Annotated in this window: 16 protein-coding genes and 1 tRNA gene; 12 read left to right on the top strand and 5 right to left on the bottom strand. The window is 56.1% G+C overall.

Going from position 1 to position 16,178, the window contains the following annotated elements; genetic code table 11:
- Positions 1–69: 69 nt before the first annotated feature.
- Positions 70–816, top strand: a complete 747-nt coding sequence (locus CCASEI_RS09625) for a septum formation initiator family protein (RefSeq protein ID WP_025387843.1) — start codon at positions 70–72, stop codon at positions 814–816.
- 151 nt (positions 817–967) lie between these two features.
- On the opposite strand, the gene CCASEI_RS09620 is transcribed toward CCASEI_RS09625, so the two are convergent.
- Positions 968–2,626 carry an HNH endonuclease signature motif containing protein gene (locus CCASEI_RS09620; RefSeq protein WP_025387842.1) on the bottom strand — a complete coding sequence of 553 codons (1,659 nt, stop codon included), beginning with the start codon at positions 2,624–2,626 and terminating at the stop codon, positions 968–970.
- Between the two features lie 210 nt (positions 2,627–2,836).
- Here CCASEI_RS09620 and CCASEI_RS09615 point away from each other — a divergent pair, with 210 nt between their 5' ends.
- The 5 genes from CCASEI_RS09615 (at position 2,837) to CCASEI_RS09595 (ending at position 6,658) form a co-directional block, all read left to right on the top strand.
- Positions 2,837–3,382: a DUF501 domain-containing protein gene (locus CCASEI_RS09615; protein WP_006822769.1), complete on the top strand. Its 546-nt coding sequence runs from the start codon at positions 2,837–2,839 to the stop codon at positions 3,380–3,382.
- Positions 3,383–3,400: 18 nt separating this feature from the next.
- Positions 3,401–4,363, top strand: coding sequence for a Ppx/GppA phosphatase family protein (locus CCASEI_RS09610; RefSeq protein WP_006822770.1), 963 nt, complete (start codon positions 3,401–3,403; stop codon positions 4,361–4,363).
- Positions 4,364–4,448: 85 nt separating this feature from the next.
- Positions 4,449–4,524, top strand: a tRNA-Leu gene (locus CCASEI_RS09605).
- A 202-nt stretch (positions 4,525–4,726) separates the two neighbouring features.
- The gene (locus CCASEI_RS09600; RefSeq protein WP_025387841.1) at positions 4,727–5,722 is read left to right on the top strand and encodes a dioxygenase family protein; all 996 of its coding nucleotides are present in this window, start codon (positions 4,727–4,729) and stop codon (positions 5,720–5,722) included.
- Positions 5,723–5,848: 126 nt separating this feature from the next.
- Positions 5,849–6,658: a Bax inhibitor-1/YccA family protein gene (locus tag CCASEI_RS09595; protein ID WP_025387840.1), complete on the top strand. Its 810-nt coding sequence runs from the start codon at positions 5,849–5,851 to the stop codon at positions 6,656–6,658.
- A gap of 979 nt (positions 6,659–7,637) precedes the next feature.
- Here CCASEI_RS09595 and CCASEI_RS09590 read toward each other — a convergent pair.
- The 3 genes from CCASEI_RS09590 to CCASEI_RS09580 form a co-directional block, all read right to left on the bottom strand.
- The gene (locus CCASEI_RS09590; protein ID WP_025387839.1) at positions 7,638–8,114 is read right to left on the bottom strand and encodes a hypothetical protein; all 477 of its coding nucleotides are present in this window, start codon (positions 8,112–8,114) and stop codon (positions 7,638–7,640) included.
- A 50-nt stretch (positions 8,115–8,164) separates the two neighbouring features.
- The gene (greA, locus tag CCASEI_RS09585; RefSeq protein WP_025387838.1) at positions 8,165–8,683 is read right to left on the bottom strand and encodes a transcription elongation factor GreA; all 519 of its coding nucleotides are present in this window, start codon (positions 8,681–8,683) and stop codon (positions 8,165–8,167) included.
- A gap of 261 nt (positions 8,684–8,944) precedes the next feature.
- The gene (locus CCASEI_RS09580) at positions 8,945–9,439 is read right to left on the bottom strand and encodes a DUF4307 domain-containing protein (protein WP_025387837.1); all 495 of its coding nucleotides are present in this window, start codon (positions 9,437–9,439) and stop codon (positions 8,945–8,947) included.
- Positions 9,440–9,529: 90 nt separating this feature from the next.
- Between CCASEI_RS09580 and mca the strand changes: the two genes are divergently transcribed.
- The 5 genes from mca (at position 9,530) to CCASEI_RS09555 (ending at position 13,535) form a co-directional block, all read left to right on the top strand.
- Positions 9,530–10,468 (top strand): mycothiol conjugate amidase Mca, encoded by a 939-nt coding sequence (mca, locus tag CCASEI_RS09575; protein ID WP_226801996.1) that lies wholly within the window; start codon positions 9,530–9,532, stop codon positions 10,466–10,468.
- On the top strand, positions 10,468–10,797 hold the full coding sequence (locus tag CCASEI_RS09570) for a hypothetical protein (RefSeq protein WP_006822791.1): 330 nt from the start codon (positions 10,468–10,470) through the stop codon (positions 10,795–10,797). The genes mca and CCASEI_RS09570 overlap by 1 nt, the downstream gene beginning before the upstream one ends.
- A 341-nt stretch (positions 10,798–11,138) precedes the next feature.
- A complete protein-coding gene (locus tag CCASEI_RS09565; RefSeq protein WP_006822792.1) occupies positions 11,139–12,221 on the top strand; it encodes a 3-deoxy-7-phosphoheptulonate synthase in 1,083 nt (360 codons plus the stop codon).
- Positions 12,222–12,231: 10 nt separating this feature from the next.
- Positions 12,232–13,002: an isoprenyl transferase gene (locus CCASEI_RS09560; RefSeq protein WP_006822793.1), complete on the top strand. Its 771-nt coding sequence runs from the start codon at positions 12,232–12,234 to the stop codon at positions 13,000–13,002.
- Between the two features lie 11 nt (positions 13,003–13,013).
- Complete coding sequence (locus tag CCASEI_RS09555; RefSeq protein WP_006822794.1) at positions 13,014–13,535, top strand: flavodoxin domain-containing protein; 522 nt, start codon at positions 13,014–13,016, stop codon at positions 13,533–13,535.
- 11 nt (positions 13,536–13,546) lie between these two features.
- Here the strand turns inward: CCASEI_RS09555 and coaA are convergent, their stop codons facing one another.
- A complete protein-coding gene (coaA, locus tag CCASEI_RS09550; RefSeq protein ID WP_006822795.1) occupies positions 13,547–14,473 on the bottom strand; it encodes a type I pantothenate kinase in 927 nt (308 codons plus the stop codon).
- A gap of 167 nt (positions 14,474–14,640) precedes the next feature.
- Here coaA and glyA point away from each other — a divergent pair, with 167 nt between their 5' ends.
- Positions 14,641–15,942: a serine hydroxymethyltransferase gene (gene glyA / locus CCASEI_RS09545; protein WP_025387835.1), complete on the top strand. Its 1,302-nt coding sequence runs from the start codon at positions 14,641–14,643 to the stop codon at positions 15,940–15,942.
- The last annotated feature ends 236 nt before the right edge of the window (positions 15,943–16,178 follow it).

The following is a 16,178-nucleotide window of genomic DNA, read 5'->3' as shown; positions in this document are numbered from 1 at the left end:
ATGGGGATTTCACTTCCGTCACGCGTGCCACGTGAGTTCGCGCTATTGCGGCGCTAGGATGTGAAATCTATGGCTAGCGAGAATCAGCAGAAACCCAAGAAGTCCCGGACCACCGTTCCCGTGGCTTCGCGCGCTGCCGACCGCAAAGCTGCTCAATCCTCCGCTCCCGCCGTCGCCGGCTCCGGTCGTTCCCGCAACCGGCTCGACCTGGTAGGCTTCGGCGTTCTCGTTCTAGTTGCCCTGCTCATTTTGGCCGTCATAGCGGTGCCGCTGCGCAACTACTACCAAGGCCGTACCGAGATTGCCCGCCTCAACGAGTCCATCATCGCGAAGCAGGATGAGAAGGAAACCCTTCTTTCGGAGATCGAGAAGTACGAGAGTGACGCCTACATCGAGCAAGAGGCACGTCGCCGCCTCGGCGTCATCGACGAAGGCGAAGTAGCCTTCCGCATCCTCGACCCAGAAATCACCTCCGGTGACAGCATGACCACCGGCCAAGAGGCCGAGGCCGAGAGCCGCGACTGGTACGAGGTTCTCTGGGACTCCGTCGCCGAAGTGCCAGATCCTGAGGCTCCAATTCTCGGCGTTGACGATCCAGAGGCCGTCGAAGGTGAAAGCTCCGAGTCTTCCTCCACCGGCGCCCCAACCGAGGGCGGGTCCACCGGCGAGAACACCGACGGTGAAACACCAGCCGAGGGAGAATCCTCAGAGGGCGCTAACAGTGATGAGCCAGTCGGCAACGTTGTCGAGGAAGAGGAAGACGCTCCGGACCCAGTTGGCGAGATGCCGGTCGGCGAAGTCCCTTCCGGTCAGTAGCAGTTATTCGCATATCCGCTTATTCGCTCAGCCGCATCATCGTGGCCTCCGCCCAGGGGTTTGAGCCGTTCAAATTCTTAATAGCCGGAAAAACAAACACCTGTAGGCAGACCCACACACGCCTGCCTCACCTTTTAACTAGCTCTAATTTCTAGGACGCCTTCGGCATCGCACCCGGGTCCTGACCGATATCAAACAGCGTCCCGTTCATCCCAGAGGGCTGGGGTGGCGGCGGTCCGTCAGTTGGACGTTTCGCAGATCTCTCCTCGGCCCGCCGTCTGTAATGCGACGCCGCTGACTCGTCTGCCGTGGCCGACTCATTAAATCTGAATCCATCTTCACCCGGCATTCGTTTGCCCACCCTGCCGGTGCGCGGGTCACGCTCCGAATGGCCCATACCGTTGCGGAAGTCGTAGTTGTCGTTATTATCCACATGATGTCTTCTACACAGCAGCGTCAGGTTTCTAATGTCCGTCGCTCCGCCATGCTGCCAAGCCACCAAGTGGTGAACATCAGTTTCAGACATCGGCCTGTCACAACCCGGCCCTGAGCAACAGAACTCTGCGGCAAACAGTGCCAGTTTCTGTGCAAAGGAGGCGGTTCTCTTCGTTCTTCCCAGTGCCAGTGGTTGGAAACTCTCCGGGTCTAGAATCGCGAGGTAGTCGCTGACGCCCTCGGAGAGCCTGACCAAGTCCCAGACGCTGAGCTCGTGGCCAGTGTCTGTCATGAAGGTGGAGTTAGGGGAGAGGCTCTCCAACTCATCCAACGTTGCGGACAATACGATGGAGCCGAGCCCAGACTTTGGGTCCTTGCCTTCGACAAATTGTGAGCACACTTCCATCAGTTGGTCGTGGCGGCGCTGCCCGAAGGTTCGGTTGTCTTCTTCAGGAGGCAGCTGTGGACCGCCCGGGCGCTGAGCTGGAGCAAGCACCTTGGCCAACAATGCGGCCCCTAGGGAATCCGTGCGAACAGACACCCGCACGGAACCATCTTCATCTGGTTCGCTCATCCAGAAACTACGCTTACGCGTAGCAGCAAACGGGTCCTTCTTGCCATTCGGCATAGTTCCAGCCGCGTTTGCGTTGGTGACCTGCTTTCGCAGCCATTTGCGCAGATCTTCAGGAGAGCGTCTCTTCGACTCCTCCATTGCCTTGGTGCGGAGTTCCTGAGGCCCCGGCTTGGCGTGCTTGTTCAGGTTGCGTAATTCTTGCTCAATGATTTTGGCGATCTCGGCGCTTGCAGCCTCTTCAGCCATTTTGCGGCGGCGCTCTTCCTGCGCTTGGCGCTCGCGTTCCGCTCGGCGCTGCGCCTCACGCTGGGCTTCTTCGTACTTGCGGCGAGCCTCTTCCTCGGCCGCTTCCTTCTTTCGTCGCGCTTCTTCCTCTGCAGCCTGACGCTCGCGCGCCTGCTCTTCCTCGCTCAAATCAGGGTCTGGTTCTGGAATTGGTTCTTGCTCAACTGGCTCGGGCTCGGGGACTGGCTCAGGATTGAGCTTTTCATAGAGATTCCGGCCGGCGGCAAGGCGTTGGTTGGCTTCTGCGCGGGAGAGTCCAAGGCAGTTGATGAGGTAATCGGTAGCACGGGATGAACCGACCAGGCGGCCGGCCTCATCACGCTCAGCCATGAACGCAAATGCGGCGTCGATGAAAGTCTTCCGGTTCAAAGACTCTTCAAGACGCTCGAAATCAGAGTAGATGCTGTGGAAGCTGATTTTATCGATGTTTATCATGGACAAACACAGTGCATCCACGCCGTCAATGATAGATTCAACTGCGGCTGTTATGTTCGAACAAGATGTATTATCGTTCATGGCTAACCCCCTTTCCCTCCGATAGTGTTCTAAACTTCTTTCTTCAACAATAGCCCATATTTTCGACAACGCAACCCCTGTTATCGAACTGTTATTCGATTTTCTAAACCCAAGGTCAGGTGTGCAAGAATGTGCACGAAGCGGCCCAAAGCGCTCAGTACTGCCGCCATATAGTTAGTCCGAAGAAGAACCACGTGGAATAATGTCGGCATGACCGTTTCTGACGCAGATCTATCCATCGTTTCCGAGCAGCTAGGCCGCACCCCTCGTGGTGTTGTAGACATTGCCTACCGCACGCCAGACGGCCAGCCAGCCGTAATTAAGACGCTTCCTAAGCTGCCTGATGGAACTCCTTTTCCAACGCTGTACTACCTCACTGACCCACGTCTGACCGCAGAGGCCTCACGCCTTGAAGTCGCGCACGTGATGAAGTGGATGGAAGCGCGCTTGGCTGAAGATGAAGACCTGCAGGCGGATTACCGGAACGCGCATGAGCACTTTCTCAGGGAGCGCAATGCGATGGAAGACCTGGGTACGGACTTTTCGGGTGGCGGCATGCCAGACCGCGTGAAGTGCTTGCACGTGCTCATTGCCTATGCACTTGCGGAGGGGCCAGAGCACTTCCGCTTCGGTGCAGAAGCGGTCGCGATGGCTGCCGATCATGGTAAGCTGCGCGGGTCAGCCATCCCGCAGGATTGGCCAACCGTTGAGGATCTGGGAATCGATCTGGACCAGTTTGATTTTTCTAACGCCTAAGGTGGGGAGCTAAATAGTATGACTCGTGTAGCAGCCGTTGATTGCGGCACTAACTCTATCCGCCTCCTTATTTCGGATGTTCGCCCAGGCGGCAAGGTGCGCGATGTGCACCGCTCTATGGAGATTGTTCGCCTCGGCCAGGGCGTGGATGCCCACGGTGAGTTCCAGCCGGAGGCGCTGGAGCGCACCCGCGTGGCTTTGGCTAAGTACGTTCAGCAGATGAAGTTTGAGGGTGTTACCCGCGTGCGCATGGTCGCTACCTCGGCGACCCGCGACGTGGGGAATGCAGAAGAGTTCTTCGAAATGACCGCTGAGCTGCTGGGAGAGATTCAGCCGGGTGCACGCGCCGAGGTCATCTCAGGCGAAGAGGAGGCTTTGCTTTCCTTCCAGGGTGCGGTCGGAGATTTGTCCAAGGACCGTAGCCCGTACTGCGTCATTGACCTGGGCGGAGGTTCCACGGAGTTCATCGTGGGCACTGCAGGGGGAGAGATCCTGGGCTCGCATTCTTCCCGCATGGGTTGTGTGCGGCTTACAGAGCGTATGATGCCCTCGGATCCGCCGAGCGAGACCGAGATTGAGATCGCATCAGATTACGTCGCAGAGCGTATGTCCGAGGTGGAGAAGATTGTTCCCATCAACGAGGCCACCACTTTCGTCGGTTGCGCAGGCACTTTCACCACACTGTCGGCATTGGCTCAAGGCTTGGAGCGCTACGACGCCGAGCTCATTCACGGCTCAGAGCTGCGTTTTGATGCCCTCCGTGTCCTCACCAAGCAGCTCATCGCCGAATCCGCAGAGGCACGCGCGCTGAATCCGGTCATTCACCCGGGCCGCGCGGATGTCATCGGTGGTGGATCGGTTGCCGTTGAAGGCATCATGCAGATGATTGAGCGCAACAGCTCCGCGCGCTCCTTCTATATCAGCGAAAAGGACATTCTCGACGGCATGACCGCTGGTATCGTCGCTGAGATGTACGCTTAGGCACCCTAAGTTTCCTTTTCACATAACCGTTTTATAAACTAAAGCAGTGCTTTTGGGCGCGCTCTTCCAGCGCTGCTTTGCACTCGCCCCCATAGCCCAATGGCAGAGGCAGTTGACTTAAAATCAATTCAGTCTGGGTTCGAGTCCCAGTGGGGGCACCAAAAGGCCAGGCAGGGATATTCCTTGCCTGGTTTTCGCATTGCTTGACGATGCTCCCCTTGGCGCACTCGGGATTTATTTAGCAACCACCCAGACTTCCGGGTTGTTGTCACATCATACTGTCGGGATCTTCGGGGATTTTCTGGGGCGACTCTTGAGAATTTTCCCGGAGTTTTTCGAGGTAGGTGCTTTATCTTCATTTCTATGAGTACACATCAACAGGCCTTTGAAGGCCGTCCCCTTGACCGACCGTCCGAAGATATTGAAGACCAGGGCCTTGCCTTTGACATCGGCACGCTGCTCTCGCGCCGACGCATGCTGGCGGGCATTGGAATTGGTGCGGGAAGCGCCGCATTGGTGGCGTGTGGAGTGAAGGGTGAGGGAGCATCGGCAAGCGCATCGAGCTCTGCCGCCGCGACCACCACCAGCGCTGCGGCGCCCAACGACCTCTCCGGCCAAGTGCTGGAAGAAATGAACTCTGAAACCGCCGGGCCTTATCCGGGGGATGGATCGAATGGCCCCGACGTCTTGGATGAGTCCGGAGTGGAGCGCCGCGACCTCACCACCAGTGTCGACGGCAACGGCTCCGTGTCTGGTGTTCCCATGACCTTGACCATGAACCTTGTGGACATCAACAATGACAACCAACCGCTGTCGAAGGCGGCTGTCTACGTCTGGCACTGCGACGCCGAAGGACGCTACTCGATGTACTCCGACGGCGTCACCGACCAAACCCGGCTGCGCGGCGTGCAGGTAACCGACGCCAACGGCCAAGTAACCTTCGACTCCATCATCCCGGGCTGCTACACCGGCCGCTGGCCGCACATCCATTTTGAAGTGTTCACCAGCATCGACGACATCACCGACGCAACCAACGCGGTGCTGACCTCGCAGATTGTGGTCCCCGAAGACACCGTGACCGAACCATACAAGCTGTCTGAATATGACGGCTCGGCGAATAACCTCAGCCAAATCACCCTGGACACCGACAACGTCTTTTCTGACGGCTGGGAGCAGCAAGCCCCAGACGTAGTGGGCAATGCGACCGACGGCTTTTCCTTGGCCATTACTGTGCCTGTCGATCTAACGACCCAGAGCGAAGCATCCAGCATGGGTGGCGGCATGGGCGGTGGGGAAATGTCAGGGGGCATGCCCGGTGGAAATCCACCGCAGGGTGGCATGGCCCCGCCATCACAATAAGGCCATCAAATTAAGCCATAAGTTGTCGCAATAAATTTTGGTGACGAGGGAACTAACCGGACGCTGTGTTCGTTGAACCAAGTGAACAAAGAAGAAGAAAAGTTTCTAGAAAGGATCGGGATTCCAGTGCGCTCGAGCAACCCGGTAATGAACTCGCTGTCTAATAGCAGCTCGCCTTATCAGTCCGATTATGGCCATGCACAGACCAGCACCGCTGATTACTCAGGTGAGCAGGCTAAGACAACCCGACCAATGACCGTTGATGACGTTGTCACCAAAACCGGCATTACCTTGGCTATCATTATTGCCTTCGCAGTAGCCAACTTCGGCGTCGCGGTATTCGTTGACCGAGGCATAGCCATGATTTTGACCTTGGTAGGCGGTATCGGTGGTTTCATCACCGTTCTGGTCGCCACCTTCGCTAAGAAGTGGGGCTCTGCCACCGTCACCCTTATCTACGCAGCTCTTGAAGGCTTGTTCGTCGGCGGGTTCTCACTGCTTCTCTCTGGCTTCTTCGATGGCAACGTCGATGCAGGCGCTCTCATCGGACAGGCAATCCTGGGCACCGTCGGCGTATTCTTGGGCATGCTGTTCGTCTACAAGACCGGCGCGGTCAAGGTCACCCCACGTTTCAACAAGATCCTCACCGGCGCTATCTTCGGTGTAGTTGTGCTGGCTCTGGGTAACTTCGTACTAGCAATCTTCACCGGCAACAGTCCATTGCGTGACGGCGGCATGCTGGCAATCATCTTCTCCCTGGTATGTATCGTTCTGGCGGCACTGTCCTTCATGACCGATTTCGATGCAGCGGACAACATGATTCGCCGCGGCGCTCCTTCCAACTACGCTTGGGGCGTTGCCCTGGGCTTGGCTGTTACCTTGGTCTGGCTCTACACGGAGATCCTGCGCCTGCTCAGCTACTTCCAGCAGCGCTAGAACTCTTCTTTAAACCCGTTACACCACTCGCTGCACCTTTTGAAGTTGCAGTGTTCCGCCCGCAGGACTTGCTTTAAGCGTCCTGCGGGCGATGTTTTGTGTAGAGTAAGTCGAGCACTCTAGATGTATCGGTTTTAGCCTGAGGCCCAATGTAACGCGGCACAATAGGCGAGGTTTGAAGACCGAACTGGGGCTTAACCTCAGCCAGATCTCCCGCATTCGGGGGGAGACTACGGGGGTAGAAAATAAAACTCTCAGTATTTTGAAAGTTCCAAAATCTTAAGATGGATTGTAGCCATATCCGCTGGTAAGCCGTTCGGCTGTAGAATATCTTAAACACAATCGGTAACTATTTCGATGTGATATAGATTGTATGGCAGAAAATATTGATACAAAGGCAGACAAATCAAGACGTTTAGGGCATTCTGTACTTAGGACTACTGGTGTACGTTGCCAGCTCTCAGTGGAGCTCGTTTCCACTTGTAGTTGGAACGCCTTGGTGTGAAGCTGGGGGATTCATTGCAAGGGGCATCTGTTGTCCGGTACAAGTTAATACGGTTGAGCGAGAAATGGTTCTAAACCTCGTGCGGTCAAAAGGTTATCGGCAGTACTTTTTGGCCATCTAGCGCGGGGTTGCTCAGTAGGGCACAGAGCCGGCAACTTTCACCGATTTTTAAATGATGGTGATTCAGGGGTTGTCGGTATTCTGCCCAAGCACTGGGTACGCGTTCGGGGGATAGTGTTGGAACTTTAGCTGGCACACCTGAGGAAGGCAGACCGAGGGTTAGGAAGCGCAAGCTTCGACGCCGGCCTTTCTCGCTCACCGTATTGACGTACCAAAACTTTCACAGCTGCATTGGCTGTTCACGAAGGCGATGCACAAAGCCTATACACAAAAGAGCACCCTCCACGTGAGGCCGCAACAGAAGTGCTGCGGCCGTGGAGGGTGCTTACGCGCTGTATAAAGGTGCGCGTTGCCTTAAGGCGCTACGGTCTCACCGTCAACCTCAATCAGGGTGAAAGCAAGGCCATTTTCAGTCTGAGTTGGCTCAGACAGGTTGATGGTTACTTCATCCTCACCGCGGGTGCCGGTGCCCTCAGCACCCTCAGCATCCCAGGAATCCCAAGTGATTTCGGTGACGACGTCGGCGTTAGTGGTGCAGTCCAGGCTGACCTCGGTTGGCTCAGTTACTGGTGCAGCAACGCAGTCGATGAACTGTACTTCTGCACCGGCAGCAGCTTCATCGGTAGCTGCTGACTCTTCGGAAGCACCGGCCTCTGCAGATGGCTCCTCAGTTGCAGACTCAGAAGCTGCAGGAGTGTTCTGGTTTTCAAAGGTGGAAGCGTTGTCAATCTTCACATCAGAGTCAACCTGGCTTGGTGGGTGGCAAGCAGCGAGTGCGAACGCCGCAGCAGCGGTGACGCCCAGGGCGGAGATACGGGAAAACTTCTTCATGGGAATCTTTCTAAAAGTAAAGGATGAAGCTAGAAGGGGAGAGCTAAATCTTAAGACTTACGTGGGGTAGCAGCCTTTGCGGAGTCATATGGATCCGCAGAGATGATGGTGACGGTCAGAACCTTGCCGTTTGGCGCAGCGTACTCACGGGTCTCACCCTCATGCGCGCCCAAGATGGCCGCACCAAGTGGGGACTGCTCGGAGTAGGTCTCCAGGTCCTTGTTATCGGATGCCGCAGCGCGGGTACCGATGAGGAAGGTTTCCTTATCGTCTTCGTCACCGTTGTAGTACACGTGGACTACGGAACCGATGGCAGCAACGCCCTCCTGGATGCCCTCACGCTCGGTGGTGGCGTTAGCGAGAACCTCAGAGATCTGCTTGATGCGGGCCTCTTCCTGGTCCTGCATCTCACGCGCAGCGTCGTAGCCCGCGTTCTCCTTCAGGTCGCCCTCTTCGCGGCGCTCGTTGATTTCCGCAGCAACCTCTGGGCGACGGTCAATGAGCATCTGCAGCTCAGCTTCAAGCTTCGCCTTAGTTTCCGGAGTGATGTATTGCTTCTGTTCTGCCATACTTTTGACCTTCCTAATTACTTACCTTGTTTTAAACCTAGAGTTTTGCTTTTAAAATTTTAGCCGGGGAGATTACCTGGGAAAAGCGCACTGCATCACCGCGGTAAAGAAGAGGCAAAGAAATAGCCGGCCCCAAATTAAAGACCCAGGGCCGAGCTGCCAACTCAAGATTATTACTGGGCACAAATACTAGCACAACCGCATGCCCAATAACCCTCTGACCTAGTGCAGCAAAAGACCTAGTGCAGCAACAAAGCCAGGTTACTCATAAATGGTGTGCTCGGTATCCATGTATGGTGGAATGGTGCTGGAGCAACCATAGGCATCGCCAGCAACTGCGGGAGCAGTGGTGGGAATCTCGACAAATGCCCGAATGGTTTCACGGCCATCAGGGGCTAGAGCAAACTCACGGCGGCCAACTTCAGCCTTGGAGTAGTCGTATGCTTGGACGATGCAATACGCAGCTTCTTCTGGACGGTTGCGGGTGACATCCACCCATACGCCCAGGGTGTCCTCATCGATTTCTTCGTGGGAGACGTAGCTGATTTGCGCGTTAACATCGTCGCGGCTTTGCAGGTATTGGAAGCCAAAGAAAATGCCGACGACAATGATGGCCACGAAGACCGCGGCGACGGCCTTGCTGGTGAGATCGCCGGCGCGAGTTCGACCGTGGTCAACTCGTTCGGAATAACTTGCGCCCCGTGTGCGTTGTGATGCTTGGGTATTTTGATTGGGCCGACGTCCAGCAGTGCTCATAATGAGCTAGTTTAGCGTGCTTTAAGGAAATGCCGAATCATGACCTAAGATAGGCAGTTAGTTAAAGAGTCGAGTGAATATAAGGGATTGATGAACGCTGTGAGTACCGGGCGCATTTTGGCCATTCACGCACATCCGGATGATGAATCTTCAAAGGGTGCGGCGACTACGGCGAAGTATGCCGCCGAAGGCCATGAAGTTCTGGTTCTGACCTGCACCGGCGGAGAACGCGGCGACATCATTAATCCAGCAATGGACAAGCCTGGAGTGAAAGAGAACATGACCAGCATTCGCCACGAAGAAATGGCGGAAGCTGCGCGCGCTTTGGGCGTTTCTCACAAGTGGCTGGGCTACATTGACTCCGGTTTACCCCAGGAGTTGGCCAAGCAGAATCGGGCGAAAGACGCTGATGTCGTGCGCTCTTTCGTGCCGGATGATTGCTTTGCCCAGGCTTCTGATGAAGAAGTCGCTGACGAATTCATCCGCGTTATCCGCGATTTCAAGCCACACGCGATCATCACCTATGACGAAAACGGCGGCTACCCGCACCCCGATCACCTCATGGTGCACCGCGCGTCCATGATCGCGTGGGAGAAAGCTGGAGATGAAAGCTACAAGCCGGAGCTCGGTGAAGCATGGGAGCCGCTGAAGCTGTATTACTCCCACGGTTTCGTGTTCCAGCGCATGGAGCTTTTCCACAATGATTTGATTGAGCAGGGCAAGACCAGCCCGTATACGCCAATGATGTCGCGCTGGGATGCGTCTTTCGGTGACATCATGTCGCGGGTAACCACGCAGATTGAGTGCGCGGATTACTTCCAAAACCGCGAAGATGCGCTGCGTGCCCACGCCACCCAAATTGACCCGGCGGGTGCGTTTCTCGCAACCTCGGTGGCGACGCAGGCGCGTTTGTGGCCGACAGAAGAATTCGAGTTAGCGCAGACGCGCGTGGCTACGGAATTGCCGGAAACCGATATGCTGGCAGGCACACCTGGGATTGAAAAATCGCTCGGAGAGGCGAATAAATAATGAGTTTTGTATCCAGTGCTGCGCTTAACAATGTGACGTTGGCAATGCACAATATTTCCACCGACGTGCTTTTACTTGCGCAGGGTAGCCAGAATGGGCCGGTTGGTCCGGAGTTTGGCAAGGCATCACCAATCGGCATGTTGATTATCATTCTGATGCTCATCGCAGTGCTGATGGCCGGGTGGTTCTTCCACCGCCGCTACTCACGTTTCCGCCGTCGCGCCATGTTCGCGCAGGAAAATGGCATCGATCCTTTTGACCAAGAAGCGGTGGATTCGGCGTTGAAAGAAGCCGGTCTCTACGACCATCGCAAGAAGTCGAAGTTCTAGCAGCAGCTTTTCTATGCCACCCCGCGCAACCCTTTAACCTGCAAATTCAGGGGGAAGTGGCGCGGGGGCTAAGAAAGTGTGTTAGAGTCTGCGTCATGTTCGTTAAGCGATTTTATTATGACAAGGCTCCGGGTCCTTCCGGCGTCTTGTTGCTGTCTGCTTAAGAAATTTCAAAGCACACACTAACGAACGCCAACGCACTTAACACCCCGGAGCCTAGCAGCCCTCAAATGAGGAGCTGCTTTTTTGTTTGCCTCGGGGTAGGCGTACAACGCGCAAGCGGCGCACAACTTCCTCGCAGGCAGACACATTCCCATTGAATAAGAAGGAAGTTAATTTTCATGTCTCGTCCCGTATCGCTCACCGCGCCAGCATCGACCTCCAACCGCCGCGTTAAGGCATTCCACCAACTGCCGAGCCCAGCGGAGTTGCAAGCGGAGTCGCCGCTGAGTGAGAAACAAGCAGCGAAGGTGGAACAGGACCGCCAGGAAATCGCGGATATCTTCGCCGGTGAAGATGATCGACTCGTCGTAGTTGTCGGACCGTGCTCCATCCACGATCCAGTCGCTGCCCTTGATTACGCCAACCGTTTGTCCCCACTGGCACGCGCACTCGAGGAAGACCTGAAGGTTGTTATGCGCGTGTACTTTGAAAAGCCACGCACCACCGTGGGCTGGAAGGGACTTATCAATGACCCGCACTTGGATCAGTCCTTCGACATTCCCTCCGGTCTGCGCACCGCACGCAAGGTGCTCACTGACATTGTGAACTTAGACCTGCCAGCTGCGTGCGAGTTCCTCGAGCCAAACAGCCCGCAGTACTACGCTGATGCCGTGGCATGGGGCGCGATTGGTGCTCGCACCACCGAATCCCAGGTGCATCGACAGCTTGCTTCTGGCATGTCCATGCCGATTGGTTTCAAAAACGGCACCGACGGCAACGTTGACGTTGCGATCCACGCGGCATCCTCCGCTGCCTCCCCGCACTTCTTCTTCGGTACTTCTGATGACGGCCAGCCATCGGTTGTAGAAACCGCTGGAAACCAGCACTGCCACATCATCCTGCGCGGTGGCTCCCAAGGCCCGAACTGGGACGCAGAATCCGTAGCCCAAGTCACCGCCAAGCTCGGCGACAATGCGCGGCTGATGATTGATGCTTCCCATGCCAACTCCGGCAAAGATCATTTGCGCCAAGTCGAGGTTACCCGGGGCATCGTCAAGCAAATTGCGAACGGCAATGAGCACATTGCCGGCATCATGATGGAATCCTTCCTTGAGGGCGGCGCGCAATCCCTGGATGCGAAAGGCAAAGATGGCTTGACCTACGGCCAGTCCATCACCGATGCCTGCATGGATATTGATGACACCGTGGATTTGTTGGCTGAGTTGGCCTCTGCCGTTCGCGCCCGCCGTCAGGCACGCTAGACTACAAAGTGTGAAACTTCTCCCCGCACTGCTGTACCCAGCCTACGAAGCCCGCCTCACATCCGAGCTCAAAGGTAAGCCGCAGCCGAAGCATATCGCGATCATGGCTGACGGCAACCGCCGCTGGGCACGTGAGGCGGGGTTTGAAGACATCAGCCATGGGCACCGCCAGGGCGCCAAGAAGATCAGTGAAATGATCTCCTGGTGCGGGGACACCGAAGTTGAAGTAGTAACCATCTACCTGCTGTCGACGGAGAACCTGAAGCGCTCTGAAAACGAAGTTAGCCTGCTTTTCGACATCATCACTGAGGTTGTTGACCACCTCAGCCACGGCGATTTGAACTGCCAAGTCCGCCTGGTGGGCCACCTGAACCTGTTGCCTGATGAGGTAACCAACAAGATGTGCGCGGCTGCGGCCGATACCCAGGACAACGACGGCGTGATTGTGAACATCGCTGTCGGCTACGGCGGGCGCCAAGAAATTGTTGATGCCGTCCAGGCCCTGCTGAAACAAGAAGTAGAAGAAGGCGCAACGGCCGAGGAACTGGTGGACCACATCACCGTGGAATCCATTTCCAAGCACCTGTACACCAAAGGCCTTCCGGACCCAGACCTGGTCATCCGCACTTCCGGTGAGCAGCGTCTGTCCGGCTTCCTGTTGTGGCAAGCGGCCTATTCTGAAATCTGGTTCACGGACACTTACTGGCCGGCGTTTCGCAAGATCGATTTCCTGCGTGCACTGCGCGACTATTCCAACCGTTCCCGCCGCTTTGGTAAATAGGAGCACTTTAAATGGTTCAGGTTCTGTATCAATCCCACTACGGCTCGAGCAAGCAGTACGCAGACGCTTTTGCGCAGCTTTTCGATGCCACCGCGAGCACCTGGGATGACATGCGTGCACTGCGACCCGAACTCGCAGCCGAACAAGGGCCAGTTGTGGTCTTTTCCTATATCCACGGCCCGCGTGTACCTGGTATTGAGGCCGCCATCGCCGCGTGGAAAGCTGGACGTCCTGCTGCTTTGTGCGTGGTGGGGATGACTTTGGTGGAAAAGGCCCGCAAAGACGATGCCCTCGTCAACCAAGTCGGGGAAGACATCACGCGCTTTTACCTGCCCGGCCGGTTGAACTACTCGGAGCTGGACACCGCGCACGCAACCGTGATGAAAGGCATCATCCAAGCCGTTAAACTCAAGCCGCGCTCCCTGCGCAGCGAAAATGACCAAGCAATGATTGATGCCTATAAGCACGACATCGACCGTGTGGACCTGGCGGAGCTTGACCCAGTGATTGCCTGGGCACAGGACAACGCTTAAATCCTGCGCGCCTAAATCTTGCGCATTCGAACTTTCTCCACGCTGTGGTCTTCGCCCTTGCGCAGCACCAAAGAAGCACGCACGCGGGTGGGTAGAATATTTTCCACCAGGTTGGGCAAGTTAATGGACTGCCAAATCTCACGCGCCTGATTGTATGCCTGCTCATCATTCATGTTCGCGTAAGCAGCGAAGTGCGCTCCCGGCTCGCGGAATGCCGTGTGGCGCAGGTCGAGGAAGCGGGTGATGTACCAATTTTCAATGGTTTCAATGCGCGCGTCCACGTAGACGGAGAAGTCGAATAGATCAGAAATCATCAACGTCGGGCCGGTTTGCAAAACGTTCAGGCCCTCCAGAATCAGAATGTCTGGCTGGTGCACCGTCTGGAATTCATTCGGAACAATGTCATAGGAAACGTGCGAATACATCGGTGCCCGCACGACTTCTTTGCCGGACTTCACGTCCGTGACAAAGCGCATCAGGGCGCGGCGGTCATAAGACTCCGGGAAACCTTTACGCGGCATCAACCCACGTTCTTGCAGGATACGAGTGGGGTAGAGGAAACCATCCGTGGTGACCAGGTCCACCTTCGGGTGCGTGTCCCAGCGCTCCAACAGCACCTGGAGCAAACGCGCGGTCGTAGATTTACCGACAGCGACCGAACCCGCAACGCCAATCACAAAAGGCACATGACTTGGGGGATTGCCCAAGAACTGCCCGGTTGCTTCCGTCAAAGCTTGCCGTGCAGCAACCTGCATATGGATGAGACGGGACAGCGGAAGATAGACATCTGCGACCTCTTCGAGGTTGATGTTCTCACCAAGGCCAGCCAGCTTTTTAACTTCTTCTTCCGTCAACACCTGAGGCATGGATTTACGCAGTCCACGCCAGGTATCGCGGTCGAAATCGAGGTAGGGGCTCAAATCGGGGTTCCGCGCCATGTGCTCCATTGTGTCACTACTTATAGACCGCGATGAAATTCACCATGGCCTTTGACACAGCCATGTGTATTTTAAGGGGTGAAAGTACCCGCATCTTAGGCAACCTTGGCTATCATGTGGTGTGTATTGCTTCATCCCCACTTCGACGAAGGGAATTTACGTCTCATATGACTTCTCAGAATTCTTCCGATGCGCGTTACCAGGAAATGCGCGACCTTGACCCAGAGGTTTTCGCAGCCATCGGCGGCGAGATTGCTCGTCAGCGCGACACTCTGGAAATGATTGCTTCGGAGAACTTTGTTCCTCGCGCGGTCTTGCAGGCTCAGGGTTCGGTACTGACCAACAAGTACGCTGAGGGCTACCCTGGCCGCCGCTACTACGGTGGCTGCGAGCACGTCGATATTGTTGAGGATCTGGCACGCGACCGTGCAAAGTCCCTGTTCGGTGCAGAATTCGCTAACGTTCAGCCGCACTCCGGTGCGCAGGCTAATGCAGCGGTTCTGGCGTCACTGATCAACCCAGGCGACAAGATTCTGGGCCTGTCTTTGGCACACGGCGGTCACCTGACCCACGGCATGAAGCTGAACTTCTCCGGCAAACTGTACGAAGTAGCTGCCTACGAAGTTGATGAGCAGACCAACCGCATTGACATGGACAAGCTGCGTGAGCAGGCTATTGCTGAAAAGCCACAGGTCATCATCGCTGGCTGGTCCGCATACCCACGCACCCTGGATTTTGAAGCATACCGTTCCATCGCGGATGAGGTTGGCGCCTACCTGTGGACCGACATGGCTCACTTCGCTGGTCTGGTTGCAGCTGAGCTGTACCCGACCCCAGTTCCACACTCTGACGTTGTCTCCACCACCGTTCACAAGACCCTGGGCGGCCCACGCTCCGGCATGATTTTGGCGAAGCAGGACTACGCCAAGAAGCTGAACTCTGCAGTCTTCCCGGGCCAGCAGGGTGGTCCTTTGATGCACGTTGTTGCTGCGAAGGCTATCTCCATGAAGATTGCTGCTTCTGCAGAATTCCGTGAGCGTCAGGAACGCACCCTGGAAGGTGCAAAGATTCTGGCTGAGCGTCTTGTTGCCCCAGAAGCTAAGGCAGCTGGCATTGATGTGCTGACCGGTGGCACCGACGTGCACCTGGTTCTGGTTGACCTGCGCAACTCTGAGATGGACGGCCAGCAGGCAGAGGACCTCCTGCACGAGGTTGGCATCACCGTGAACCGTAACGCGGTTCCAAATGACCCACGTCCACCGATGGTTACCTCCGGCTTGCGCATTGGTACCGCAGCACTGGCAACCCGCGGCCTGGATGCAGCAGCATTCGCCGAGGTTGCAGACATCATTGCTTCGGCTCTTATCGATGGCAAGAATACCGACACCCAGGCACTTCGCGCACGCGTGGACAAGCTCGCTGAGCAGTTCCCACTGTACGAAGGTCTGGAAGACTGGAAGCTGGTCTAAGCCCTTCTAAAAAGAGCTAACCAAGCACCACAAAGCAAGTGGGCGGGTCCTGGGGAAAATCCAGAACCCGCCCACTTTCGCTATTCGCTAAAGAGAACTACGAAGTTCTACTTAGCATCCTCTTCAGGTGCGTCCGCAGACTCAGATTCAGCCTCAGCGTCAGCTGGGGTTGCCTCGCCGACTGCAGCTTCGCCCTCTGCCAAAGATTCTTCGATGGCGTCCACGAAGTCCTTGTT

The organism is Corynebacterium casei LMG S-19264 (assembly GCF_000550785.1).
Classification (GTDB): domain Bacteria; phylum Actinomycetota; class Actinomycetes; order Mycobacteriales; family Mycobacteriaceae; genus Corynebacterium; species Corynebacterium casei.
This window is presented reverse-complemented; position numbering and strand designations above follow the sequence as displayed.